This window comes from Streptosporangium sp. NPDC004631 (assembly GCF_053601935.1).
Genome location: NZ_JBSGCR010000003.1, coordinates 1 through 23,104 on the forward strand (window position 1 = coordinate 1; position 23,104 = coordinate 23,104).

Annotated in this window: 23 protein-coding genes; 15 read left to right on the forward strand and 8 right to left on the reverse strand. The window is 71.0% G+C overall.

Annotated features, from left to right (window positions below):
• The first annotated feature begins 593 nt into the window (after positions 1 to 593).
• Positions 594 to 1,649, forward strand: a complete 1,056-nt coding sequence (locus ACWEF2_RS03310; protein ID WP_453811431.1) for an AI-2E family transporter — start codon at positions 594 to 596, stop codon at positions 1,647 to 1,649.
• On the opposite strand, the gene ACWEF2_RS03315 is transcribed toward ACWEF2_RS03310, so the two are convergent.
• Together ACWEF2_RS03315 and ACWEF2_RS03320 are read right to left on the reverse strand one after the other, a co-directional pair.
• Positions 1,612 to 2,229 (reverse strand): response regulator, encoded by a 618-nt coding sequence (locus ACWEF2_RS03315; protein WP_453811434.1) that lies wholly within the window; start codon positions 2,227 to 2,229, stop codon positions 1,612 to 1,614. The genes ACWEF2_RS03310 and ACWEF2_RS03315 overlap by 38 nt on opposite strands.
• Positions 2,226 to 3,308: a sensor histidine kinase gene (locus ACWEF2_RS03320; RefSeq protein WP_453811436.1), complete on the reverse strand. Its 1,083-nt coding sequence runs from the start codon at positions 3,306 to 3,308 to the stop codon at positions 2,226 to 2,228. Before ACWEF2_RS03320 ends, ACWEF2_RS03315 begins: the two co-directional genes overlap by 4 nt.
• 166 nt (positions 3,309 to 3,474) lie before the next feature.
• Here ACWEF2_RS03320 and ACWEF2_RS03325 point away from each other — a divergent pair, with 166 nt between their 5' ends.
• Genes ACWEF2_RS03325 through ACWEF2_RS03335 form a run of 3 tightly spaced genes read left to right on the forward strand, consistent with a single transcriptional unit; the run spans position 3,475 to position 5,819 of the window.
• The gene (locus tag ACWEF2_RS03325) at positions 3,475 to 4,470 is read left to right on the forward strand and encodes an ABC transporter permease (protein ID WP_453811438.1); all 996 of its coding nucleotides are present in this window, start codon (positions 3,475 to 3,477) and stop codon (positions 4,468 to 4,470) included.
• Positions 4,467 to 5,144 (forward strand): ABC transporter ATP-binding protein, encoded by a 678-nt coding sequence (locus ACWEF2_RS03330; protein ID WP_453811440.1) that lies wholly within the window; start codon positions 4,467 to 4,469, stop codon positions 5,142 to 5,144. The genes ACWEF2_RS03325 and ACWEF2_RS03330 overlap by 4 nt, the downstream gene beginning before the upstream one ends.
• 9 nt (positions 5,145 to 5,153) lie before the next feature.
• Positions 5,154 to 5,819: a DUF6597 domain-containing transcriptional factor gene (locus ACWEF2_RS03335; RefSeq protein ID WP_453811442.1), complete on the forward strand. Its 666-nt coding sequence runs from the start codon at positions 5,154 to 5,156 to the stop codon at positions 5,817 to 5,819.
• A 132-nt stretch (positions 5,820 to 5,951) separates the two neighbouring features.
• On the opposite strand, the gene ACWEF2_RS03340 is transcribed toward ACWEF2_RS03335, so the two are convergent.
• Entirely contained in the window at positions 5,952 to 7,343 is a 1,392-nt protein-coding gene (locus ACWEF2_RS03340; protein WP_453811444.1) for a hypothetical protein, read from the reverse strand.
• A 125-nt stretch (positions 7,344 to 7,468) separates the two neighbouring features.
• Here ACWEF2_RS03340 and ACWEF2_RS03345 point away from each other — a divergent pair, with 125 nt between their 5' ends.
• The gene (locus ACWEF2_RS03345) at positions 7,469 to 7,720 is read left to right on the forward strand and encodes a lipopolysaccharide assembly protein LapA domain-containing protein (RefSeq protein ID WP_453811446.1); all 252 of its coding nucleotides are present in this window, start codon (positions 7,469 to 7,471) and stop codon (positions 7,718 to 7,720) included.
• A 47-nt stretch (positions 7,721 to 7,767) separates the two neighbouring features.
• On the opposite strand, the gene ACWEF2_RS03350 is transcribed toward ACWEF2_RS03345, so the two are convergent.
• Positions 7,768 to 7,947 (reverse strand): hypothetical protein, encoded by a 180-nt coding sequence (locus tag ACWEF2_RS03350; RefSeq protein WP_453811448.1) that lies wholly within the window; start codon positions 7,945 to 7,947, stop codon positions 7,768 to 7,770.
• A gap of 302 nt (positions 7,948 to 8,249) precedes the next feature.
• Between ACWEF2_RS03350 and ACWEF2_RS03355 the strand changes: the two genes are divergently transcribed.
• From ACWEF2_RS03355 to ACWEF2_RS03375, 5 genes are all read left to right on the forward strand, one after another.
• Positions 8,250 to 8,723, forward strand: a complete 474-nt coding sequence (locus ACWEF2_RS03355; RefSeq protein WP_453811450.1) for an Lrp/AsnC family transcriptional regulator — start codon at positions 8,250 to 8,252, stop codon at positions 8,721 to 8,723.
• Between the two features lie 73 nt (positions 8,724 to 8,796).
• Positions 8,797 to 9,486 carry a leucine efflux protein LeuE gene (gene leuE, locus ACWEF2_RS03360; RefSeq protein ID WP_453811452.1) on the forward strand — a complete coding sequence of 230 codons (690 nt, stop codon included), beginning with the start codon at positions 8,797 to 8,799 and terminating at the stop codon, positions 9,484 to 9,486.
• A 334-nt stretch (positions 9,487 to 9,820) separates the two neighbouring features.
• The gene (locus ACWEF2_RS03365) at positions 9,821 to 10,468 is read left to right on the forward strand and encodes a VC0807 family protein (protein ID WP_453811455.1); all 648 of its coding nucleotides are present in this window, start codon (positions 9,821 to 9,823) and stop codon (positions 10,466 to 10,468) included.
• Between the two features lie 153 nt (positions 10,469 to 10,621).
• Positions 10,622 to 11,095, forward strand: a complete 474-nt coding sequence (locus tag ACWEF2_RS03370; RefSeq protein ID WP_453811457.1) for a TspO/MBR family protein — start codon at positions 10,622 to 10,624, stop codon at positions 11,093 to 11,095.
• 256 nt (positions 11,096 to 11,351) lie between these two features.
• The gene (locus ACWEF2_RS03375; RefSeq protein ID WP_453811459.1) at positions 11,352 to 11,984 is read left to right on the forward strand and encodes a DedA family protein; all 633 of its coding nucleotides are present in this window, start codon (positions 11,352 to 11,354) and stop codon (positions 11,982 to 11,984) included.
• A gap of 114 nt (positions 11,985 to 12,098) precedes the next feature.
• Here the strand turns inward: ACWEF2_RS03375 and ACWEF2_RS03380 are convergent, their stop codons facing one another.
• Positions 12,099 to 12,497 (reverse strand): lipocalin-like domain-containing protein, encoded by a 399-nt coding sequence (locus ACWEF2_RS03380; protein WP_453811461.1) that lies wholly within the window; start codon positions 12,495 to 12,497, stop codon positions 12,099 to 12,101.
• A 490-nt stretch (positions 12,498 to 12,987) separates the two neighbouring features.
• On the opposite strand from ACWEF2_RS03380, the gene ACWEF2_RS03385 reads away from it, so the two are divergent.
• The 3 genes from ACWEF2_RS03385 to ACWEF2_RS03395 all read left to right on the forward strand — a co-directional run bounded on the left by ACWEF2_RS03385 (position 12,988) and on the right by ACWEF2_RS03395 (position 15,481).
• Positions 12,988 to 13,701: a DUF998 domain-containing protein gene (locus ACWEF2_RS03385; protein ID WP_453811463.1), complete on the forward strand. Its 714-nt coding sequence runs from the start codon at positions 12,988 to 12,990 to the stop codon at positions 13,699 to 13,701.
• A 273-nt stretch (positions 13,702 to 13,974) separates the two neighbouring features.
• On the forward strand, positions 13,975 to 14,907 hold the full coding sequence (locus ACWEF2_RS03390; protein WP_453811465.1) for an acyl-ACP desaturase: 933 nt from the start codon (positions 13,975 to 13,977) through the stop codon (positions 14,905 to 14,907).
• A 175-nt stretch (positions 14,908 to 15,082) separates the two neighbouring features.
• The gene (locus ACWEF2_RS03395) at positions 15,083 to 15,481 is read left to right on the forward strand and encodes a DUF4143 domain-containing protein (protein WP_453811971.1); all 399 of its coding nucleotides are present in this window, start codon (positions 15,083 to 15,085) and stop codon (positions 15,479 to 15,481) included.
• Here the strand turns inward: ACWEF2_RS03395 and ACWEF2_RS03400 are convergent.
• Positions 15,381 to 16,598 (reverse strand): MFS transporter, encoded by a 1,218-nt coding sequence (locus ACWEF2_RS03400; RefSeq protein ID WP_453811467.1) that lies wholly within the window; start codon positions 16,596 to 16,598, stop codon positions 15,381 to 15,383. The genes ACWEF2_RS03395 and ACWEF2_RS03400 overlap by 101 nt on opposite strands.
• A gap of 384 nt (positions 16,599 to 16,982) precedes the next feature.
• On the opposite strand from ACWEF2_RS03400, the gene ACWEF2_RS03405 reads away from it, so the two are divergent.
• Both ACWEF2_RS03405 and ACWEF2_RS03410 read left to right on the forward strand, forming a co-directional pair.
• Positions 16,983 to 17,459 carry a MarR family winged helix-turn-helix transcriptional regulator gene (locus tag ACWEF2_RS03405; RefSeq protein ID WP_453811469.1) on the forward strand — a complete coding sequence of 159 codons (477 nt, stop codon included), beginning with the start codon at positions 16,983 to 16,985 and terminating at the stop codon, positions 17,457 to 17,459.
• On the forward strand, positions 17,428 to 20,136 hold the full coding sequence (locus ACWEF2_RS03410) for a PEP/pyruvate-binding domain-containing protein (protein ID WP_453811471.1): 2,709 nt from the start codon (positions 17,428 to 17,430) through the stop codon (positions 20,134 to 20,136). Before ACWEF2_RS03405 ends, ACWEF2_RS03410 begins: the two co-directional genes overlap by 32 nt.
• A 47-nt stretch (positions 20,137 to 20,183) precedes the next feature.
• Here ACWEF2_RS03410 and ACWEF2_RS03415 read toward each other — a convergent pair whose 3' ends face one another.
• A complete protein-coding gene (locus tag ACWEF2_RS03415) occupies positions 20,184 to 21,353 on the reverse strand; it encodes a DUF418 domain-containing protein (protein WP_453811473.1) in 1,170 nt (389 codons plus the stop codon).
• 272 nt (positions 21,354 to 21,625) lie between these two features.
• On the reverse strand, positions 21,626 to 23,020 hold the full coding sequence (locus ACWEF2_RS03420; protein WP_453811475.1) for an NAD(P)/FAD-dependent oxidoreductase: 1,395 nt from the start codon (positions 23,018 to 23,020) through the stop codon (positions 21,626 to 21,628).
• Positions 23,021 to 23,104: the final 84 nt, after the last annotated feature.

Consider the following 23,104-nt stretch of genomic DNA (forward strand, 5'->3'; position numbering starts at 1 on the left):
ATGTCTGAAAAAGTTCACCCCGGCTGAAAACACCCGTCCACACAGGACCGGGTGCGTCAACCAAAGGAATCCCTCCCCCTCCACACCACAACAGCACGGAACAGGGGCGGGGTTGTGCATCATGCACTGGCTTTTAACACACTGTTGAGTTCTCAAGAAACGGACGCGTTCACCATCTGCCCAGCCGATCGGCCGGAGCTTCCAGGGCGTTTCGTTTACTTCGTCGTGCCTTTATTCTTTCAGGCCCGCTTTCCCGAGTCAAATTGACGCGACCCGGCGAACCATCCTCGAATTTCGTTCCTCCGTCTCCGGAGCAACCCTTCCAACTTACTCCCGCATTTGGCTCGTGTCAAACCAAATCCTGCCGACACGCACGCGTCTCACCAGGGGGATCCGATCAGAAGGGGTCCCCGAGGCCTTGGCGATCTCCGCCAACCCCCTCGGGCCTGTGAACTCTATGTACGGCCTCGCCCCCCGTCAAATCGAGACGGCCTCCACCGAGAAGGTCAGGAGCACCGGGAACGCGGCAAGGGTCTCCGCGATGACCCCCCTCGGCACTGACGCGTTTCCCGTCATACGGGTAGAGACCCGATATGACGGACCAAAGATCGCTCCCCCGAGCCCTCATCGTGTTGCTCTGCACCGCGAGCGCCGTGGTCACCCTCGCCGGCATCAGAGCGGTCGGGTCGATCATCGGACCCGTACTGCTGGCACTGGTGCTCGTCCTGGCGGTCGCCCCGGTCAGGACCTGGTTGCAGAGTCGCCACGCGCCCGGCTGGACGCTTGTCGCGGTGCCGCTGGCCCTGGTGCTGTTCCTGCTCTTCGGCATGGTGGCGATCCTCACCCTCTCGGTCGCGCAGATGGCGACCCTCGCCTCCACCTACGGCCGGCAGTTCGACCAGCTCGTCGTCCAGGCGCAGCGGTTCGCGGCGGGACTCGGCATCGGCACCCAGCAGATGAACCAGGCGCTCAAGGCGCTCGATCCCGGCAAGATCTTCGAACTTCTCTCGGGGTTCGCCTCCGGACTGCTCGGGGTTTTCTCCGCCCTGTTGCTCATCGTCGTCGTGGTGCTGGCGATGTGCCTGGACGCGCGGTCGTTCTCGCAGGTCCTCTCCTCTCAGGCCGCGACGGGACGGCCCAGGCTCATCCAGGCGCTCGGCTCCTTCGCCGACAAGACCCGTCGTTACCTGGTCGTCTCGACGGCGTTCGGGCTGATCTGCGCGGTGCTGGACGTGGGCGCCCTCTGGGTGCTGGACGTCCCGCTCCCGCTGCTCTGGGGAGTCCTGGCGCTGATCACCAACTACATCCCGAACGTGGGCTTCGTCATCGGGCTGATCCCGCCCGCCCTGCTCGGCCTGCTCCAGGGCGGTCCCAAGACCCTGCTCCTCGTGATCGCCTCCTACATGGTGATCAACTTTGTGGTCCAGTCACTGGTCCAGCCCAAGTTCCTCGGCGACGCCGTGGGACTCTCCACGACCATGACGTTCCTGTCCCTGCTGGTGTGGGCGTTCGTGCTCGGCCCGCTGGGGGCTCTGCTCGCCATCCCCCTCAGCCTGCTGACCCGCGCGCTGCTGATCGACAGCGACCCCGACGGCGAGTGGGCCGCGGCTCTCATCTCCGGAGAAGCCCCTGCCGGCGGGCGACCATGACCGCCCCGGTGCGGTTGTCCACCTCCAGCTTCGCGTATATGTGCACCAGATGGCTCTTCACCGTGGCCTCGCTGATGAACAGTTCACGGGCGATCCGCCGGTTCGACAGACCGTCGGCCACCAGGGCCACGATCTCCACCTCGCGCGGGGAGAGCGCCACCTGTGGTGACCGCATCCGGGTGACCAGCCGCGCCGCGACCGGCGGGGCGAGGATGGTCTCCCCCCTGGCCACCGCCCGGATGGCGTCGAGCAGGTCGTCGGTGGGGGCGTCTTTGAGCAGGTAGCCCGCGGCTCCGGCCTCGATCGCCGCGAAGATGTCGCCGTCGGTGTCGTAGGTGGTCAGCACCAGCACGCGGGGTGGGTCCGGCAGTTCGCCGATCAACCGGGTGCTCTCCGCGCCGGACATCCCGGCCCCCAGGCGCAGGTCCATCAGCACGACGTCCGCGCCGGGCGCGAGCCGTACGGCGTCCTCGCCCGTGGCCGCCTCGCCGGTGACGGTCATGTCGGCGGCCTGGTCGAAGACCGCGCGCAGCCCCTTGCGGACGACGGGGTGGTCGTCGACGAGCAGCAGACGGATCATGGCACGGGCAGGGTGACGGCCAGGGCCGTACCGAGGCCGGGGGCGGATTCGACGGTGACGACGCCGCCGAGCTCGGCGGCGCGGTCCCTGATGAAGCCGAGGCCGTTGCCGGATCGGGTGAGCGGGTCGAAGCCCCGTCCGTCGTCGACGATGTCCATCGCCACCTCGTCCTCCATGTAGGTCAGTGTGAGGGCGGCCTTGCTCGCCTGCGCGTGCCGGGAGACGTTGGCGAGGCCGCTCTGGGCGATTCTGAACAGTGCGATCTCGGCCCCGCGAGGCAGCGGGTACGGCTCGCCGTCGAGCTGGAAGGCGGCTCCCTGCCTGGAGCAGAGGCGCCGCAGCGCCTCCTCCAGGGAGCCGTCCAGGCCGGGTGGGGCCAGGGCGTGGACGAAGCGGCGGGCCTCGGCCAGGTTGTCCTCGGCCGCGCGCATCGCCTCTCCGACGTATCCGGCCGGGTCCGGCGGGGTGGCGCGGAGCAGCAGGACGATGCTGGACAGTCCCTGGGCGAGGGTGTCGTGGATCTCCCTGGCCAGCCGCTGGCGCTCGGCGAGCACTCCGGCCTCGTGCTGTGTCTCGGCCAGCTCGGCACGGGTGCGGGTCAGCTCGTCGATGAGCGCGCGGCGGCGCTCGCTCTCCCGGTACAGGGCCGCGTAGCCGGTGACCGTGAGGATCGCGACCATCGCCCCCATGACCGGGCCGACCACCAGTGCCGGGGTGAGCGCGCCCTCGTGCAGGGCGAGCGTGCCGACGGAGACGCCGGTGAGCGCGAGTACGGCCGCGCCCCCGGCGCGCAGCGGCAGCAGGTGCAGGCAGATGAAGAACAGCGGGAACGCCAGCCAGACGAAGTCCGTGCTGAGCAGGCAGAGCGCCGCCCAGATCAGGGTGACGGCCGCCAGCCAGACCAGCAGCGCCGTGCGGCGCCGGCCGAAAGTGATGAGTCCGGCCGCGTAGACGACGCCAAGTCCGATCCCCCCGGACAGGGCCATCCACGAATCGGAGGACGAACCGGCGGATCGGCCCAGCGCGACCGCGAGCAGCACGTAGAACACGCCGTGTAGGCCGTACCGCAGTAGCCGCACCGTAGGAATCTCCACCTCCCTTGTCATATGTCCAGGTTAGGAGGGGGTGAGGAGGGCTCGTATCCAACCTTTGGTTGATTCGGGTACCGATCGGAGGCGCGATGCCCCGGGTGAGCGGGATCGGCGAGCCTGGGAGCAGTCAAGAGACAATCGACCGGAGATTCCCGTGTTCATCGCACTGAGAGACATCCGTTTCGCCAAGGGACGGTTCGCCCTTATGGGGTCCGTCGTGGCGCTCATCACCCTGCTGGTCGTGCTGCTGTCCGGGCTCACCTCGGGACTCGCCGGGGAGAACATCTCCGCCATCGAGAACCTCAAGGGCGACCAGATCGCCTTCGGGAGCGAGAAGATCTCCTTCACCGACAGCACGGTCACCGCCGAGCAGTGGAGGGGCCTGGGTGGCGAACCGCTGGGGATCACCCAGACGCGTCTCACTCACGACGGCTCGAACCAGGCGATCGCGGTCTTCGGTTCCGACTCGCTGGCGTCGGTACGGCCGGCGGACGGCGAGCTGGTCGTGTCGCCGGACCTCGACCTGGCCGTCGGGGAGACCGTGACGATCGGCGACCGGACGTACCGGGTCTCCGCCCTCGGGCCGGACGACTCCTACGGTCACACGCCGGTGGTGTGGTCCACGCTCACCGACTGGCAGCGCGTCGCGCACGCCAAGCCGGAGACCGCGACCGTCGTGGTGCTGAACGGCGACGCCCCCGCGCGGACGCTGGGCACGCACCCCGTCACCAAGAGGGAGTCTCTGGCCGGCATCGGCTCCTACACCTCGGAGAACGGCTCGCTGACGCTGATGCAGGGCTTCCTGTTCGTCATCTCGGCGCTGGTCATCGGGGCGTTCTTCACCGTGTGGACGGTCCAGCGCCAGGGCGACATCGCCATCATGAAGGCGCTCGGCGCCTCAAGCGGCTACCTGATGCGTGACGCGCTGTCGCAGGCGCTGATCGTGCTGGCGGTGGGCGGCGGGATCGGCGGGGCCGTGGGGCTCGGGGTCGGGGCGCTCGCCGAACGGATCATGCCGTTCGTGCTGAGCTTCTCGACGACGCTGGTGCCGGTGCTGGCCATGATCGTCCTTGGTATGGCGGGGGCCGTGCTCGCCGTACGCCGTATCACCTCCGTTGACCCGCTGATCGCCCTGGGGAGTGCCCGATGAGCCTGGAACTGACCGACCTGCGCCTGAGCTACCCCGACGGCGACGCCAGGCTGGTCGTGCTCGACGACGTGTCGCTGGTCGTGAAACCCGGTGAGCTGGTCACGGTGATCGGCCCCTCGGGGTCCGGCAAGTCCAGCCTGCTGGCCGTCGCCGGAACCCTGATCCGGCCCGACTCGGGCCAGGTGGTCATCGGCGGGGTCGACGCGTCGGGACTGAACGACAGGGAGCGTACGGCGCTGCGCAGAGACCGGATCGGCATCGTCTTCCAGCAGGCCAACCTGATCGCCTCGCTCACCGCGCTGGAGCAGCTGCAGGCCATGGACCACATGCGGGGCGGGACCTCCGGCCGGGCGGCCGACCTGCTGCGTGCGGTGGGGCTGGTCGGCAAGGAGAACCGGCGCCCGCACCAGCTGTCCGGGGGCGAGCGGCAACGGGTCAACATCGCCCGCGCGCTGATGGGGGATCCGGCCGTGCTGCTGGTCGACGAGCCCACCTCAGCGCTGGACCACGCCAGGGGCGGGGAGATCATGGAGTTGCTGGCGCGGCTGACCGGGGAACGCGCGGTGGCGACGTTGCTGGTCACGCATGACGTCGCGCAGATCCGCCACGCGCACCGGGTGGCGGAGATGGACGACGGCCGCCTGCTGGAGCGCGAGCCCGGCCTGCGGCCGTAATCTGGGGGCATGTACCGCGAGTGGGCCCCGGATCCGGCGCTCGCCGGGCGGGTGGCCCGCGTCTGGACGAACGTCGCGACCTCCCCGATGACGCAGCTGGTGGTCCCGGACGGCTGTGTCGATCTGATCTGGGGGCCCGATGGTCCGCAGGTCGCCGGCCCCGACACCGGCCCGGTGCCGGTGCGGATGTCCCCCGGTGACCGCTACACCGGCATCCGGTTCCGGCCGGGCGGGGTGGGTGAGGCGTTCGGCGTGCCGGTCGAGGCCCTGCGGGACAGGCGGGTGCCGCTGGCCGAGCTGGACGTGCTGCCCGGTCTGACGCCCCGGACGATGCAGGAGGCGCTGGCCGTACGGCTGCGCGCGACGCCCGGCCCCGACCCGGCCGCGCCGGCGATCGCCGCGGCGCTGCGGACCGGCAGAAGTGTCGGGCAGGTGGCCTGGGACCTGGGGCTCGGGGAGCGGCAGCTCCACCGGCGGTCGCTGCGGGCCTTCGGGTACGGGCCGAAGACGCTGCAGCGGGTGGTCAGGTTCCAGCGGGCGCTCCGGCTGGCCAGGCGCGGGGTCGCGCCGGCCGAGGTGGCCGCGGCCAGCGGGTACGCCGACCAGTCGCACATGGCCAATGAGGTCCGGCGGCTGGCCGGGATGTCCCTGGGCCGGCTGGTGAGCCGGCGGTAGCGGGACCGGCGGATCGCCGGGCCCCGGACCGTCCCCGCGGGCGGGCCGGTCCCGGACCGGACCACAGGCCCGCCGGTTTCAGGCGGACCCGCGGGTCGGCCGTTCTCGGACGGAGTCCCGGGGCGGCCGGTCTCAGACGGAGGCGGGTGTGGGAACGGGAGTGCGCGGGACCCGCTCCATCGGCCCGGCGGGGGCCTTGAAGGTGAGGCGATCCCAGGGCATGGCCAGGGCCAGGATCGGCAGGAGCACGATGGAGCACCGCGCCCAGACGGAGTGCAGCGCCCACCAGGTGTCGGTGTCGAACTGGGTCATGTAGAGGTAGCCGTATCCGGCCCAGAGGGAGACTCCGATGATGGCCGGCCAGGCGAAGCGGGTGGGCCGGGCGATCAGGAACGGCATGAACCAGAGCAGGTACTGCGCGCCAAGGCGGGGGGTCACGACCATGAAGGCCAGAAGCAGGGCCGTGGTGAGGTCCACCGGGTCGGCGCGGCGCCACAGCAGGGCCACCGCCACCATCGTGACGTAGATCAGCCGGGTGCCGAACGTGGCGATCCCCGGATGGAGCGTCCAGTCCCCGCCGACCAGGATCGCGCTGTAGCCCCACTCCCCGACGATCGGGCGGATGTCCTGGATCACCCGGATGACCTCGGGGATCTGGCTCAGCGAGGTGCCGGCGAAGACGGGCAGTGTGACCAGGAAGAAGATCGGGGCGATGCCCGTGGCGACGAACGCGACGGCGCGGGCTCGGACGGTGGGCAGCAGCAGGAGCATCCCGGGGATCAGCCAGATCGGCCAGCTCTTGGCGCACAGGGCCAGGCCCATCAGCAGACCGGCGAACAGCGCCCGGCGCAGGGAGGCCCTGTCTCCGGGCCGGGGCATGAGTGCCCGGTGGGCCACGCCGCCGGGGCCCACCGCGTGCCGCAGCGCACCGCCGACGCCGAGGTCCGACACGCGCCGCCGTACCAGCCCGGCCACGTCGGTCGTGACGCCCGGACGGTCGGGGCGGCCGGGGCCTCGGGCGACCACGAACGCGGCCACGCCGAAGACCAGTGCGACCGGCTCAACCTGGCCGTGCACCGAGGCGACGAGGATGGCCAGCGGGTTGCAGGCGTACTGGAAGGCCCGCAGTGAGGCGGTGCGGCCACCGGCGAGCTTGCCGACCAGCGGAATCAGCGCGATGTCGGCGACCACGGTGACCAGCCGGCCGCCGACCTCCCACGGGATGCCCAGCCAGAGCAGCAGGCCGTACACGTAGGGGATGGTCGGCAGGAAGTGCCAGCCGCCCGCGCTGCCGAGAACGGGGTCCTCACGGTTCAGAATCGCCTCGCCCGCGGGCTTGAAGCTCTTCATGAAATCCACCGGCTGCCAGTCGTCGATGGCGGAGGTGGTCATGATGAGCACCCGGAACCCGATTCCGACCGCCAACACGACGAGCAGCGATGGACGCCAGCCCCTCCACTGAGCGACCAGAGCGAGCACGACACCTGTGACGAGGACAAACCCCGTGAGAATTGCGTAGTCCATGACGTTAACAGCCTGCCGGAACCTCTCGCCCAGCACCCACCGGCTCCCAAAAACGAGACCAGTCTCTCAGCTTTTATAGCTTAAAGTAGTATAAACATAACATTTGGTAAGCGGGGGAGGCGGCTATGGCTTCGACACCGGCGGATCGGCCACGGTCGTTCGGCAGGCGGATCGCGGCGGTGCCACCCCGGGTGTGGGCGGCGCTGGTGCTGCTGGCGCTCGGGGTGGCGTTCATCGCGCAGAACCGCCAGCCCGTCCGGATCCGCTGGCTGACCATCAGCGTGACCTCGCCGCTCTGGACGGCGTTGCTGACCGTGATGGTGATCGGCGTGCTCATCGGCCTGCTGATCCGGCGCCGTTCGTCTCACCGGGGATGAGCGGCTCCGGCGCCACCGCGCCCGGCCCGGGACCGTAAAGGAGCCGGTCAGGGGGACTGGCCCCCGAACGCCATCGGGCCGGGGGTGTGGGTGAGTGTGCACAGGCCCATGGCGTGCAGGGCCGCGATGAAGAACCCGCAGGCCATGCCGACGCTCTCGTTGACGTAGCAGTGCTTGACCCCGGTGCCGTCGGGGCGCACGCCGTACTTCTCCGCGAAGCGGACCAATCGCCGGCTCCACACACTCGCGCGGCACCGGTTCGTCACCGAAGAACCGCACACTCCGCCGCAGGTCCATGTGCTCGTGGAACCGCCGCCCCCGCTCCGGCATCTCCGGCTCCGGATGGCGGGTGGGGCGGTAGGGGATGAATGGATGGGAATGCTGCCGCACTATTTCGCCTCCATCATGGCCCTATATGACATATATGTCGGCGTAGTGTGAACTATAGGATCAGAGTGGGCAACGCACCGGTCAATTCACTGCCATATCGTCAGCATCGCGTACAGCAGGCACTCTGGAGGTGGACACATTGACAGCTCGACGGAACGGCCTGGACGAACTCGACCGCAAGGTGCTCCAGCTGATCAGGGAGCGCCCCCGGACCGGCCTGCTGGAGATCTCCCGCCTGCTCGGCGTCGCCCGGGGGACAGTCCAGGCCCGCCTGGACAAGATGGTCGCCGACGGTGTGATCACCGACTTCGGCCCCACCCTCTCCCCGCGCGCCCTGGGCTACCCGGTGCAGGCCTTCACCACCCTGGAGGTGGAACAGGTCTCCCGCGAGGAGATCTCCGCCGCGCTGGAGGCGATCCCCGAACTCCTGGAGGCCCACGTCGTCACCGGCCCGGGCGACGTCTGGTGCCGGATCGCCGGCCGCGATCACGAACACATCCAGCAGGTCATCGACCGGACCCTGGCCATCCCCGGCGTACGGCGGAGCAGCACGGTGATCACGCTGTCCACGCTGGTCCCGCACCGGGTCCAGCCACTCGCCGACCGGGACTAGGCCGGACGGCGGTGGGACGGCGGACGGGGAGTACCGTGATGGAGCACCTCGTAACGCCCCCTGGAGCACCGCTATGTTCTTCGGCATCACCGATATATGGACCTATGTCATCGGCGCCTTCTTCATCATCCTGCTACCCGGCCCGAACTCGCTCTACGTGCTCGCCACCGCGGCGCAGCACGGGGTACGGCAGGGGTATCGCGCCGCGACGGGGGTCTTCGTCGGTGACACCGTCCTGATGGTCCTCGCGGCGGCCGGGGTCGCCTCGCTCCTGAGGTCGACGCCGATCCTGTTCAACCTCGTCAAGTACGCCGGAGCGGCCTACCTGGCGTGGGTCGGGTTCCAGATGCTCCGGGGGGCCTGGCGCTCCTGGCGGGCGCCCGGAAGGCCCGGGACCGCCGAGACCGCTCCCGCGTCGCGGCAGGCCGACGGGAGGCGGACCGGGCAGAGGCGCGCCGGGGAGAGCCCGTTCCGCAAGGCCCTGGTGATCAGCCTGATGAACCCGAAGGCGATTCTGTTCTTCATCTCGTTCTTCATCCAGTTCGTGGACCCCGCCTACGGCGCGCCCGCGCTGTCGTTCCTGATCCTGGGCGCCATCTGCCAGCTGTTCAGCGTGCTCTACCTGTCGGTGCTGATCTTCGGCGGGACCTTCCTCGCCGGTCAGTTCCGGGCCCGCAGGAAGCTGTCCGCCGGGCTGACCACCGGGGTGGGCGCGCTGTTCATCGGTTTCGGCGCGAGACTGGCCACCGCGACCCTCGGCTGACCCCGGCCGGCAGGCCCTCGGCTGACCCGGCTTGCAGGCCTTCGCCTGCCAGATCCTGCCTCCCGGCCTGCTTTCGCCCCCCTGACCGGCCTCGGCGCCGCACCGGCGGCGGGGCCGCGGGGCGGGCGGGAACAGGGACCCCGGTTACGGGGGCGACCGTGGACACCGGCAGGGTATAGCCGAGGCATGCACTCGGCCCAGGTACGGTAAGGGGCCGGTCATCGCCGGAGCTTCCCCTCTGTAGCCCATACGACAAACCTGACATGGCTGACGGTCTCCTGCCGGGGCAGGCACGGGCCCCGGTGCCGGTCATTCCACCATCCCGTGGAGCGTTATGAGCCATGCACCTGTCGCCCTCCCCCGCGTCGCCGCCCTGGTCCGGCAGGCGGTGCCGAGGCTCCTTGAGGGTGTGGTCGCCCCCCTGGCCGTCTTCTACACCGCGCTGGCGGTCCTCGGCCTGACCGGCGCGCTGATCGCGGCGGTGACCTGGGTGTACGCGGGGGTGGGATGGCGGCTGATCCGGCGGATCCCCGTGCCGGGGACGATGATCCTCGCCGCCATCGCGATCACCGTGCGGGCGCTGCTGGGGCTGTGGAGCGGGAGCGCGGTGGTCTACTTCCTCCAGCCCGAACTGGGCACGATCTGCATCAGCATGGCCTTCCTGGCCTCGGTACGGCTGAACCGCCCGCTGGCGCAGCGCCTGGCCCTCGACTACATCCACCTGCCCTCGACGGTGCTGAGGCACGAGCGGGTCCGCCGGTTCTTCGCCCGGATCACCCTGCTCTGGGCCTTCGTACTGCTGGCCAACTCCTCGGTGAGCATCTGGCTCCTGCTGCACGAGTCGATCGGCACCTACCTGCTGGTCCGCACCTCGGTCGTGGCGCTGATCAGCGGCCTCGCCGCGGCCGTCTCCGTCTACGCCTTCCGCCGCGTCCTGGGCCGGCTGCACCACGATCCGGCTCCCGCCGTCCTCACCGCCTGAATCTGCGACCGCGCGCCCTGGGGAACGTCTCCGCCCGGCCGGTGTGAAGCCTCCGGCCGGCCCCGCGGATCTCGCCCGCGCCCCCTCCCGATCCCTCCCCGCGTGGGGAAACCGGATGGTGACAGGGCACGAAGGAGAGGGCAGGGAGGATTCATGGTCATCGCAGGACAACGGAGACGCTGGGCGGGCCTTCCGGTCTTCGCCGTCACGCTCGCGCTGGTGGCGGCGGTCGGAGCGCTGGCCGCGGTCGACGCCGGCGCGGAGTACCTCGCGCTGGAACGCCCCTCCTGGGCACCACCGCAGTGGCTGTTCGGGCCGGCGTGGACGGTGCTCTACATCATGATCGCCGTTTCCGGCTGGCTCGCCTGGTCGGCGCGGGGCTGGACCCCGGCGCTCGGCGTCTACGCGGCCCAGCTCCTGCTCAACGCGGCCTGGACCCCGCTCTTCTTCGGCGCCGGACGGTACGGCCTGGCCTTCGCCGAGATCGTCGTCCTCTGGGGGACGATCACGGCCACCGTCGTCATGTTCCGGCCGATCAGCCGACCGGCCGCCTGGCTGCTGGTGCCGTACCTGCTCTGGGTCACCTACGCGGCCTCACTGAACCTCGCCGTCTGGCTGCTCAACTGAACCACGCGGGACCCGGCCCGAGTGCCCGGCCGGCACGTCTCCACCTCGGGTGGCGGCCGTCCCTGCCAAGGCAAGGGGTGCCGGGAGGCGGTCGAGGGATGTGCCGGCCGGTGCCCGGTTCCTGTCGCCGATGTGGCGGACCCTGAGAGATCTCAGGGGTCTGACCGGAAAACTTCGGGGAGCTCCCCCGATGTCCGGAGGTCGGCAGCTCGTCACCGTGCTGTGAGGAATCTCCACACCGACAGGAGCGAAAGCTGTGACACAGGCCATCCTCGATGCCGTCCAGCAGGCGATGACCTCTCCATGGATCTATCTGGCGCTGTTCGCGCTGGCGATGCTCGACGGGTTCTTCCCGGTGGTGCCCGCGGAGACGTCCGTCATCACCGCGGGCGTGTTCGCGGCCTCCACCGGGGCGCCCGACATCGTGCCGGTGATCGTGGTGGCGGCACTGGGGGCGTTCGTCGGCGACCACATCTCCTACGCCATCGGGCGGACCACCAACGACCGGCTGCGCAACGGCAGACGGAGCGGGAAGGCGATCGCCTGGGCGGAGCGGGCGCTGGCCGAGCGGGGCGGGCTCGTCCTGGTGGTGGCCCGTTACATCCCCGGCGGCCGGACCGCCTGCACCCTGACCATGGGCGCGGTCGCCTACCCCCGGCGCTCGTTCGCGTTCTTCGACGCCGTCGCCGCCTCGTCCTGGGCGGTCTACTCCGGACTGATCGGCTACCTGGGCGGCGCGGCCTTCGAACACGACCCGATCAAGGGCCTGCTGTTCGGCCTCGGCATCGCCGTCTCGATCACCGTGGTGGTCGAGGTGGTCCGGCACCTACGGCGCCGCGACGCCGCGGAGCCGCAGCCGGCCCCGGAGCTCGTCAGGTCGGGCGACTGAGCGTCCGTCTCGGGAGGAGTGGGGGCGCGTGACCGAGCGCCGGGACCGGGGGAAAACGCGTGACCGGGCCCCGGCCTCGCGCCGATCGCGCCTCACCCCCACCCCCGGGGCGCCTTACGGGCGCCTCCAGAACAGGGTGTGCCACCTGCCCCCCTCGGGGGCCGCCAGGACGAGCCGCTCGCCGTCGAAGTTCGCCTCGCGGATCTGGGTGGTGCCGACGCAGGCCGGGTTGAGCGCCATCTCGACGTCGTGGGCCACATGTCCTTCGCGGATCTCGTAGCGACCGGAGTAGGAGAGGAACGACGTGAACGCCTCGGCCTGCGCCTGGCAGGCGCTCGGGGAATCCTCTCCGGGCAGCGGCGGGCGCCCGGCCCGCGAGACGGTCACGCTCATGTGACCGTCGGGCGTGTAGCAGAGCAGCCCCACGGCGTCCCGGCCGAAGGGATGGGAGACTCGCCCGTCCGGGCGGGTGATCCGCCACTCGACCAGCCGCCAGGCACCGACCACATCCATGCCCGCGAAGCTACGAGCAACGGAGCCGACGGGTCAACAGTCCCCGACCCCGATCTCGGGGAATTCCTTGTCAAGTCAGGGAGAACCCCTATGGCCCCGGCGTCCGCGACACGGGACGCTGCCAGTGGCCTCCGGACGATGGGCGTGGCCGGCCCGCGGTTCGCCCTGCGGCGCCGCAGGCCCGCGACCGGCGAACCCGCCGCCGCGGCGGTGATCGCCGATCGGGCTCATCGGCCCGGTGCCGGTCGTGCCCGAGCACCCCGGCGATCCACGGTGGGACACCGGGGGCGGTGGCCCTGCCACGGGGGCGGCCACCGCCTCCGGCGTCCTGTGGGCCGCCACCCGGCGGGCCTCACCCGCCACCCGACAGCCCGTTGAACGGAGTACCGATGGTCATGTCAGCCGCACCGGACCTCGCCCCGGCCCCCCTCGCCGTCCGGCCGAGGCGGATCCTGATCGACGCCGGCCCCCACCCTCGGGAGGTGGCGCGGTGAACGGCGACGCCGTGGAGGAGGCCGAGGACGACGCCGTGTGGCGCTGGCCGGGGATGGCCGGGGCGGTCCTGGCCCTGATCTTGGTGGGCTGCGCGCACGTGACCGCCGGTGGCGCGGTGGATCCGATGCGGAACCTGGTCGGCGACTACGCGCTGCTCGACGCCGGCGCCTGGGCGATGACCACGGGCACGATCGCGCTCGCCCTGGGCTCGGTGTGGACCGCGTACGGCCTGGCGCGGGTGGACCCCGCGCGCAGCGCGGCGGCGCGAGTGCTGTTCCTCGCCGCGGCGCTGGGGCTGCTGCTCACCGCGGCGTTCCCCGCCGACCCGGCCCTCGGCGCCGCCTCGATCGGCGGGGAGATCCACCGCTGGTCGGCGGCCGTGGTCTTCACCGCGCTGCCCTGCGCGGGCTGGATGCTGGGCCGCCGGTTCGGGAGGCGGTCTCTGCCGGTCGTCAGCGTGCTGTCGGTGGCGCTCCTGGCGGCGTTCCTGGCCGCCCACCCCGGGTCGGCGGTCTCGAACCTGATGGACGGCGCCGACTACTACGGCCTCGTCGAGCGTCTGCTGCTCCTGACCGACATGACGCTGGTCTTCCTGGCGGCCCGGGGGCTGAACGGCCGGACTCGCGAGGGTGCGCGCCTCCCCTTCCAGCCGCGGCCGGGCGCCGGCGCGGCCGTTCCCGCCCCCCGCGCCCCGGCCTCGGCTCCGTAACCGGCTGTTCCCGCCAAGCGGGCGCGCGCGTACGGATCAAGATCACAGCAGCACCGGGCCGGAGCGAGTCCCCGCCGCGCGGACGTGCGCGTACGGCTCCGTAGGCGCCTGGTACGGCTCCGTGAACACCGGCTCCGCACCGTACGGGGCCTATGGCAAGCCTGCGGAAAAAGCCGGTTTCCTGCTGACAAGACGGTCTGTCCCACTTACCGAATCGCCACCAACCTACGCTAACGTAGGTTACGGTTCCGTAGTCTGTAAGGGAGAGGCCGTATGCGAGAGTTCAGCCAGACCGAGCTACTGCTTGAGCTTGAGCCCGTCGTCGCCGGTGAGCTGGACCGGCACCACAAGGTGGCCAAGGAATGGTTCCCGCACGAGTACGTCCCGTGGTCCGAGGGCAGGGACTACGACGGCCTCTTCGGTGGCGACGCCTGGGTTGAGACCGACTCGAAGCTTCCCGAGGAGGCTCGGATCTCCCTCATCGTCAACCTGCTGACCGAGGACAACCTCCCCAGCTACCACTACGAGATCGCCACCGCCTTCGGCCGTGACGCCGCCTGGGGCACCTGGGTTCACCGGTGGACCGCCGAGGAGGGCCGCCACGGCACCGCCATCCGCGACTATCTGACGGTCACCCGCGCGGTCGACCCGGTCGCTCTGGAACGTGCCCGCATGTCCCACATGGAAGAGGGCTTCAGCAACGCCTACGAGGGTGTGCTCCACTCGCTCGCCTACGTCTCCTTCCAGGAGCTGGCCACCCGCATCTCACACCGCAACACCGGCAAGGCCTCCCAGGACCCGAACTGCGAGCGGCTGCTCGCCAGGATCGCCGCCGACGAGAACCTGCACATGCTCTTCTACCGCAACCTGCTCGACGCGGCCTTCCAGCTGACCCCGAGCCAGACGATGCGCGCCGTCACCGACGTGGTGACCACCTTCCAGATGCCCGGCACCGGGATCGAGGGCTTCACCCGCAAGGCGATGACCATCGCCAACGCCGGGATCTACGACCTGCGCCTGCACATCGACGACGTTCTCATGCCGGTCCTGCGCCAGTGGGCCGTCTTCGACATGAAGGACCTCGACGCCGAGGGCGAGAAGGCCCGCGAGGAGCTCGCCGAGTTCCTCGCCCGCCTGGAGGCCTCCGCCTCGCGCTTCGTCGAACGCCGCGAGGCCCGCCGCGCCCGCCAGGCCGCCACCGCCTGACCTCCGCTCCCCGACCGCTCTCCGGGGGCCGCCCGAAACGGTCCCCGGCTCCCGATCGAACGCGCCACCGACATGCGCAGGCTCATCGCGCTCCTCGCCGCTCAGAGCGCAGGACTGCTCAACCTCAAACGGCTCGGCTCCGAGTTGAGCATCTCAGCGCCCACCATCCGCAGTTATACAGACATCCGCACGGCTTTATCACTACCGCGACCGGGATCAGACCGAGGTCGACGGCGTCCTGGAGAACGACACGGGCGAGATCATCGGCATCGAGGTCAAAGCCTCCGAGACCGTACGCTCGGATGATTTCCGAGGTCTGCGTCTTCTACAGCGGCGACTCGGAGACCGATTCCGAGCGGGGTCCGTCCTGTACTGCGGGCAGGAGTCGCTGAGCTTCGGCGACGGGCTCACCTGCCTACCGATCTCCGCCCCATGGACGACGGAGGCCGGATGGTCACCGGCGGACCCGAGGATCAGGGGATGGCCGCCGACCGGTGAGGGGAGGGCTGCCCGGCGCCGGGGTGCAGTCTGCGGAGGAAGACGAGCACGAGCAGTGCCGCCAGGCCGGTGGTGACCGGGGGGACGAGGAAGGCCGTGGGGGCTCCGAAGCGGTCCACGAGCTGTCCGGCCACGGAGGCGCCGCCCGCGATGCCCAGACCGATCGAGCCGCTGAGCCAGGTGAAGGTCTCGGTCCTGACCTTGGCGGGGACCAGGGCCTCGACGAGGGTGTAGCCGGTGATGAGCGCGGGGGCGATGGCGAGTCCGGCCAGCGCCGCCCCGCCGTACAGCATGGGGACGGATCCGGCGAACGTCAGGGTGGCCGTGGCCGCGCAGAGCAGGCCGACCGCCCCGAGCAGCCTGGCCGGAGCGGTGACCCGCCAGCGGACGACGCCGTACACGACGCCGCCGGCCAGGCTGGCCCCGGAGAAGGCCGCGTAGATCGGCCCGGCCGAGGCGGCCTGGCCGTGGGCCGCCGTGTAGGAGGTGATACCGATCTGGAGGCTGCCGAAGACGGTGCCGAGCGAGGCGAAGGCCACCGCGAGCACGGCCACGCCGCGCAGGCGCAGCACCCCACGCCGGGAGCGGACCCGGACCGGCGCCGGCTCGGGGGCTCCCCCGCGGACCCCGGCGAACACCAGTGTCCCGGTCACCACCATGATCAGTGCCACCAGCAGGGCCCAGGCCGGTGAGAATCGGGTGGAGACGGTCACCAGCAGCACCGGGGCGAGGGTGAAGGTCAGCTCGTCGGTGATGGACTCGACGGCGAAGGCCGTACCCAGCCTCCCGGAACCGCCGAGGAGGTGTGCCCATCGGGCCCGGACCATCGAACCGACCTGCGGCACCGTGGCGCCGGCCAGCGCCGCCAGGGCCGACAGGGTGGCGATCGGGGCGTGGGACAGAGCGAGCGCGAGCAGGGCGCCCAACGCGGCGGCGTGCGCGACGACCTGTGGGACGAGCACCTTCGACTGACCGTACCGGTCGGCGAGCCGCCCGGTCTGCGGGCCGACCAGCGCCTGTGCCACGGCCGCCGCGGCGGCGGCGAGGCCGGCCTCGCCGTACGAGCCGGTGGACCACTGCACGAGCAGCAGGATGCCGAGTTGCAACATGGCGTACGGCAGGCGCGCGACGAAGGCGGGGACGAGGAAACGCCAGGCGCCGGGTGAGCCGATCACGGCCAGGTAGGACTTCACCGTCTCCGTCCGAGTCCAGACGGAGCGCTGCCCCGATCGGGGAGCACACCGTCGTGGTGGGCTTCGACCGGGGTAGATACCGCGTGTCGCGGCCGCCGTGCGGTCAAGCATGCGTCCGTTCAGAACGCACAGTCATCCATATTAAGCCAGTAATCCCACCAAACCAGGCCGCTCATCCCGAACTCTCCTTTCTCCGGTATCCGCCTACCTGCGCGAAACCACATGGAGCCAGGGGGGATCGCCGCCGCCGGGGCCGGCCGCGTCCGTCCGAGGACGCTCCCCTCGCCCGCCCCTCGCCGCTATTTCATCGACTGTTGACTTGTTGGTTGTGGCGGCTTACCGTTGCGGGGGCGCACTGGTTGCAGGCATGCAAGGAGTTGTTCCGTGGACGGCGTGGAGCGCGATCGGCTGGCCGAGGACATCGGCGACTTCCGGCGGGCCCTCCTCCCCGGCCTCATCCTTCAGCTGCTCCGCGGATTCGAGGGCGACGAGCCCTCGGTGATCCAGGTCGCCACGCTCTACGTCCTCGACCGCCCGGCCGCCCCCACGCTCCGCGAGCTCGCCGAGCGCGTCGGCCGGTCCGTCTCGGCCACCAGCCGCCTGGTCGACCAGCTGGTACGGCGCGGCCTGGCCGACCGCCGCGAGGATCCCGGCGACCGGCGGGTCCGGCGGATCGTCCTCACCAAAGACGGCACGGACTTCCTGCGGGGGTTCGAACAGGCCAGAGCCGACGCGCAGCTCCAGGTCATGGCCCATCTCACCGCCGAGGAACGCGAGCTCGTCACCCGGGCCATGGCGTTGCTCGGCGAAGCCTCAAGGAGACGCATCCATGGACACTCCCCTGATCCTGACATTCACTGAGATCGGAGCGGATTCGCTGCCCCTGGTGGGGGGCAAGGCCGCCAACCTCGGCGTGCTCACCGCCGCCGGGCTCCCCGTGCCGCCGGGGCTCTGCGTCACCACCGAGGGGTACTGCCGGGTCGCCGAGCGGGCCGGGCTGGAGGACGTGCTCGACGCACTGGCCGCCGTTCCCGCCGGGGACCTCGGGGTCCTGAAGGAGCTGGCGAGCCGGGCCCGCGAGCTCGTGCTCTCCGCACCCGTGCCCGGCGACATCGCCGACGCCGTACGGCGCAGCGCGCACGGCCCCGTCGCGGTCCGCTCCTCCGCCACCGCCGAGGACCTGCCGCACGCCAGCTTCGCCGGACAGCAGGACACCTATCTCAACGTGATCGGCGCCGACGCCGTACTGGACGCGGTCCGGCACTGCTGGGCCTCGCTCTGGACCGACCGGGCGGTGGCCTACCGGGCGGCCAACGGCATCGACCACCGGACCGTCCTACTGGCCGTCGTGATCCAGGAGATGGTCCAGTCCGAGGTCGCCGGGGTGATGTTCACCGCCAACCCGGTCACCGGGCGGCGGCACGAGGCGGTGATCGACGCCGGTCCCGGACTCGGCGAGGCCGTGGTCTCCGGCGCGGTCAACCCCGACCACTTCGTGGTGGACATCGCCACCGGGCGGATCGGCGAGCGGCGGCTGGGCGACAAGCGGCTGGCCGTACGGTCCCTGCCGGACGGCGGTGTCGAGCACGTCGAGACCGAAATGGACGGGGCCTGCGTCACCGACGCGCAGATCCGGGCGCTGGCCGAGCTGGGCGGCCGGGTCGAGGAGCACTACGGAGCCCCGCAGGACACCGAGTGGGCCATCGACGCCGACGGCACGCTCTGGCTGACCCAGTCGCGTCCGGTCACCACCCTCTTCCCCATCCCCCGCCACCTCCCCCCACGGCCGGACCCGATCGGGAGACAGGAGCCCGGGGACACGCGGATCCACTTCTGTCTCAGCGTGGCGCAGGGCATCTACGCGCCGATCACCCCGATGGGCCTCTCGGCCTTCCGGCTGCTCTCGTCGTCCGGGGCCGCGCTGCTGAACACCCCGGTGGCCGACCCGGTGGAGGGGGCGCCGCAGTTCACCGAGGCGGCCGGGCGGATGTTCCTCGACGTCACCGGGATCATGCGCAGCCGGGTGGGCCGGGCGGTCCTTCCCCGCCTGCTCGACGTGATGGAGGCCAGATCGGCCACGGTGCTGCGCGGTCTGTTCGACGACCCCCGCTTCAGCGTGACCCAGCGCTCCGTACGGCCCGCCGCGCGCCGGATCCGCAGGGTCGCGGCCCGCTTCCACCTTCCGTCGCGGGCCGTACAGGCCGTGCTGAGCCCGGCGTCCACGCGGAGGCGGGCGGACCGGCTGGGGGCGGTGCTGCGGGTACGGCTGGCCTCCCCCGCGAACGCCACACCGGCGCAGCGGCTCGACCGGGTCGAGCGGATACTGGGCGACCGGGCCGTCACGCTGCTCCCCAGGATCGTGCCGGGCCCCGCGGTCGGGTTCGCCATGCTCGGCCTGGCCTCCTGGCTTCTCGGCGACCACGCCCGGCCCGGTGAGCTCTCGACCGTCCTGCGCGGCCTGCCGCACAACGTGACCACGGAGATGGACCTGGCCCTCTGGCACCTGGCCGAGCGGATCCGCGCCGACGCCGACGCCGCGTCCCTGCTGCTGGGCACCCCGGCGGCCGAGCTCGCCGGGCGCTTCCACGACGGGTCGCTGCCCGCCGTGGTGGAGCGGGGGCTCAAGGAGTTTCTCTCCGCCTACGGCGTGCGGGCGGTCGCGGAGATCGACCTCGGGGTTCCGCGCTGGTCGGAGGAGCCCACCCACATCATCGGTGTCCTGGCCAACTATCTCCGGCTGGAGGGTCCTGCACCGGCTCCCGACGCCCTGTTCGCCAGGGGAGCCGGCGAGGCCGCCATGATGATCAAAACCTTGAGCGCCAGGGTGGGCGGCCTGCGCGGCCGGATCGTCCGCTTCGCCCTCGGCCGGACCAGGGCCCTGGCCGGCCTCCGCGAGCTGCCCAAGTTCTTCATGGTGACCGTCCTGGCCGCGATGCGCGCCGAGCTGAAGGCCGTCGGCGCCGACCTGACCGCCCGAGGTCTCCTCGACTCCCCCGACGACGTGTTCTTCCTGTCCTTCGACGAGGTCAGGGCCACGGTGAGAGCCACCGTGACGGGTACGGGTACGGGTACGGGTACGGGTACGGGTGCGCCGCGGGCGCTCGTCGCCGCGCGGCGTGAGGACGCCGCACGTGAGCGGCGGCGCAGGCACATCCCCCGGGTGATGCTGTCCGACGGCACCGAGCCGGAGTCCGCCGCCGCCGTGGTGCCGGTGGACGGCGCGCTGACCGGCACCCCGGCCTCGGCCGGAACGGTGACCGGGATCGCCCGGGTGGTGCTCGATCCGGTCGGCGCCCACCTGGAACCCGGCGAGATCCTGGTCTGCCCCTCCACCGACCCCGGCTGGACCCCGCTGTTCCTCACCGCGGGCGGCCTGGTGATGGAGATGGGCGGCGCCAACTCGCACGGCGCCGTGGTGGCCCGCGAGTACGGCATCCCGGCGGTGGTCGGCGTCCCGCACGCGACCGAGCACGTCGTCACCGGCCAGAGGATCACGGTCAACGGCACCTCGGGCACCGTGGCCATCGCCACCCCCTGAAGCCGCCTACCGTGCGGCTCCGCCGCGACTCCCCGGCAGACCGGCCTCTAGCGCCGGAGGGAGTCGTCGGGCGTCCTGGCGTCCGCCGCCGGGCGGGACCGGGGTGCCGTGTAGGCCCACTGCCAGACCAGTTCGAGCGGTCCGCGCTCGAAACGGCGCAGCCAGAGCGTGGACAGCGTCATGAACAGGGCGCAGATGCCCGCCCAGGCCGCCACCACCCACCACGGCCGCACTCCGTCGAACCTTCCGGCCAGCCCGAGACCCCAGCCGTAGCAGAGCGCCGAGGCGGCCAGATTCTGGAAGACGTAGCAGCTCAGCGCGGTACGGCCGACCGAGGTCAGGCCCCGCCGCACCGGTCCGGCGGGACCGCTCATCCGGTGCACGACCGTCGTCGTCAGGGCGAGCAGGCCCAGCGCCATCAGCGGCGGCAGCAGGTAACGGTCGACCAGGAACCAGGCATCCCCCGCGAAGGAGGTCAGCAGGTTGAGCGGTACGCCCGCGCCGAACCCGATGATCATGAGCTTCCCGCGCAGGGCCCTGCCCCGGTCCGAGTTGTCGAACACTCCCCCGCGCATCAGCCGTGAGCCGAGCAGGAACAGCACGATGCCCAGCGGGACGATGAGCACGGCCTCCATCCGGTAGACGCCGATCAGCTGGACGCGGGCGGCGACCTGGTCCAGGTAGGAGCCGTCGGTGAAGAGCGCCGAGCCGGCCGGGGTGGACGGGGTCGCGTCGGCCCGGCCGTACAGCATGGCGAAGGTGGCCAGGGCGATCAGCACCGTGAACGTCGAACCCACTGTGATCATCCAGGCCCTGACCACCCGGTCGCTCCGGCCGATCAGATAGGCCACCACGATCGAGGTCAGGGCGTAGCCCATCAGCACGTCGAACTCGAAGACCAGCACATAGTGGATCAGTCCCTCGGTGAACAGCAGCGCCGCCCGCCAGAGGTACCGCCCCGGCCAGGGGGTGCCACGCCGCTCGGCCGAGCGGTACTGCAACTCCAGGCCGACCCCGAAGAGCAGGGTGAGCAGTGCCAGGAACTTGCCGTTGGTCAGGAAACGGAGGAAGGTCTCCACCGCGCCGGTCTGCCCGAGCGCGTCCAGCGCCCCGGCCGGGCCCGCGGGGCTGGTGAAGATCCAGATATTCGTGCCCAGGGTGCCCATGATGGCCACGCCCCTGAGCACGTCCAGCACGTCGATGCGTCGCGTCGTCACGGTATCCACGATGTCCGGTACCGGGCGGCCGGGCATCGTCACGCAGACCCATTCGGGCCGTACATCGATGGATGTACGGCCCTCGACTTCGGTCGGCACGGGACCACGCCGGCCACTCGGAGGCGCCCGCGAGGGAGTGCCGTGGTGACCCCGTCGGCGTCGGGCTCGCCCTCCCGCTCACGGCCCCGGGCCCGTACGGCCCGCGCACCGGAGGCGAGCCGTACGGGATACCCCCGATCCTCGCCCGGCGGGCGAGGATCGGGGGCGCGCCCCTAGGAGTCGAACCCCAGGCCCATCCGGTCCAGGGTGCGCAACCAGAGGTTGCGGCGGCCCTGGTGGAGGTCGGCCTGGGCGATCGACCAGCGCGTCATCTGGATCCCGACCGAGCGGACCGGCTCGGGCGGGAACGGCAGCGGCTTCTCCCTGACCATCCGGAGCCCGGTCCGCTCGGTCGGCTCACCGCCGAGCAGGTCGAGCATGACGTTGGCCCCGAAGCGGGTGGCGCCGACCCCCAGGCCGGTGTAGCCGGCCGCGTAGGCGAGGCGCCCGCCGTGCGACAGTCCGTAGAAGGCGCTGAACCGGCTGCAGGTGTCGATGACCCCGCCCCACCTGTGGGTGAAGCGGACCTCCGACAGCTGGGGAAAGGTCGTGTAGAAGTGTTCCGCCAGCTTGACGAAGGTCTCGTCGCGCTGCTCGTACTCCGGCTTGATCTTTCCGCCGTTGTAGTAGACCGCGTCGTAGCCGCCCCAGAGGATGCGGTTGTCGGCGGTCAGCCGGTAGTAGTGGAACTGGTTGGCCGCGTCGCCGACGCCCTGCCGGTTGCGCCAGCCGACGGAGGCGAGCTGCTCGGCGGAGAGCGGCTCGGTCATCAGCGCGTAGTCGTAGACCGGCACCAGGAGGTGTTTCAGCCGCCGTAGCAGCGGCTGGAACACGCCGGTGCCGAGGGCGACCTTGCCCGCCCTCACGGTGCCGTGCGGGGTGAGCAGATCCATGCTCGCCGGGGTGTCCCTCACATGCCTGACCGGCGTGCGCTCGTGGATGCGCACCCCCAGCGAGAGGCACGCCTGGCGGAGCCCCCAGGCCAGCCGGGCGGGGTCGAGCATGGCGCAGCCGTCACGCTCCCAGTGGCCCCCGATGTAGGTGGGCGAGTTCACCTCCGCCCGGATCCGCTCCCGGTCGAGGACGTCGAAGCGGGCCCCCAGCTCCCTGGCGATCTCGACGCTCTCGTTCATCTCCGCGAGCTGCCAGGGTTCGGTGGCCACGTGCAGCTCGCCGGTGCGCTCGTAGCCGCAGTCGATGCCGTGGTCGGCGACGGTCCGGCCGATCTCGTCGAGGTTGGCCGTTCCCAGGCGTTCGAGCGTGGCGATCTCCTCGGGCCAGCGCTCAAGGCCGTTGGCGATCCCGTGGGTGAGCGTCGCCATCGCGAAGCCGCCGTTACGGCCGGACGCCGCCCAGCCGACCCTGCGCCCTTCGAGCAGGACCACGTCGAGCGACGGATCGCGTTCCTTGGCCATCAGGGCGGTCCACAGCCCCGAGAAGCCTCCCCCGACCACCGCGAGATCGGCGGTCGTCTCTCCGAAGAGCCGCGGCAGCGGCTCCGGTTTCGCCGGACTGTCGAGCCAGTACGGCTTGCGCTCCGCGTCAGCAAGAGCCTTCAGCGGATCCACAAATCTCACTTCCCTACGTGAGGCAGATTGTCTGTGTTGTGTATCGCGGGATCATGAAGATCACGCGCGGGTTCCCCCCGCCTG

Bases quoted from the DNA above. Each gene is read 5' to 3' on its own strand.
- leuE (WP_453811452.1), top strand. From the start codon at position 8,797: ATGTTCTTCGGCATCACCGATATATGGACCTATGTCATCGGCGCCTTC.
- ACWEF2_RS03345 (WP_453811446.1), top strand. From the start codon at position 7,469: ATGGCTTCGACACCGGCGGATCGGCCACGGTCGTTCGGCAGGCGGATC.
- ACWEF2_RS03335 (WP_453811442.1), top strand. From the start codon at position 5,154: ATGTACCGCGAGTGGGCCCCGGATCCGGCGCTCGCCGGGCGGGTGGCC.
- ACWEF2_RS03410 (WP_453811471.1), top strand. From the start codon at position 17,428: ATGGACACTCCCCTGATCCTGACATTCACTGAGATCGGAGCGGATTCG.
- ACWEF2_RS03310 (WP_453811431.1), top strand. From the start codon at position 594: ATGACGGACCAAAGATCGCTCCCCCGAGCCCTCATCGTGTTGCTCTGC.
- ACWEF2_RS03340 (WP_453811444.1), bottom strand. From the start codon at position 7,343: ATGGACTACGCAATTCTCACGGGGTTTGTCCTCGTCACAGGTGTCGTG.
- ACWEF2_RS03315 (WP_453811434.1), bottom strand. From the start codon at position 2,229: ATGATCCGTCTGCTGCTCGTCGACGACCACCCCGTCGTCCGCAAGGGG.
- ACWEF2_RS03330 (WP_453811440.1), top strand. From the start codon at position 4,467: ATGAGCCTGGAACTGACCGACCTGCGCCTGAGCTACCCCGACGGCGAC.
- ACWEF2_RS03390 (WP_453811465.1), top strand. From the start codon at position 13,975: ATGCGAGAGTTCAGCCAGACCGAGCTACTGCTTGAGCTTGAGCCCGTC.
- ACWEF2_RS03365 (WP_453811455.1), top strand. From the start codon at position 9,821: ATGAGCCATGCACCTGTCGCCCTCCCCCGCGTCGCCGCCCTGGTCCGG.
- ACWEF2_RS03380 (WP_453811461.1), bottom strand. From the start codon at position 12,497: ATGGATGTGGTCGGTGCCTGGCGGCTGGTCGAGTGGCGGATCACCCGC.
- ACWEF2_RS03370 (WP_453811457.1), top strand. From the start codon at position 10,622: ATGGTCATCGCAGGACAACGGAGACGCTGGGCGGGCCTTCCGGTCTTC.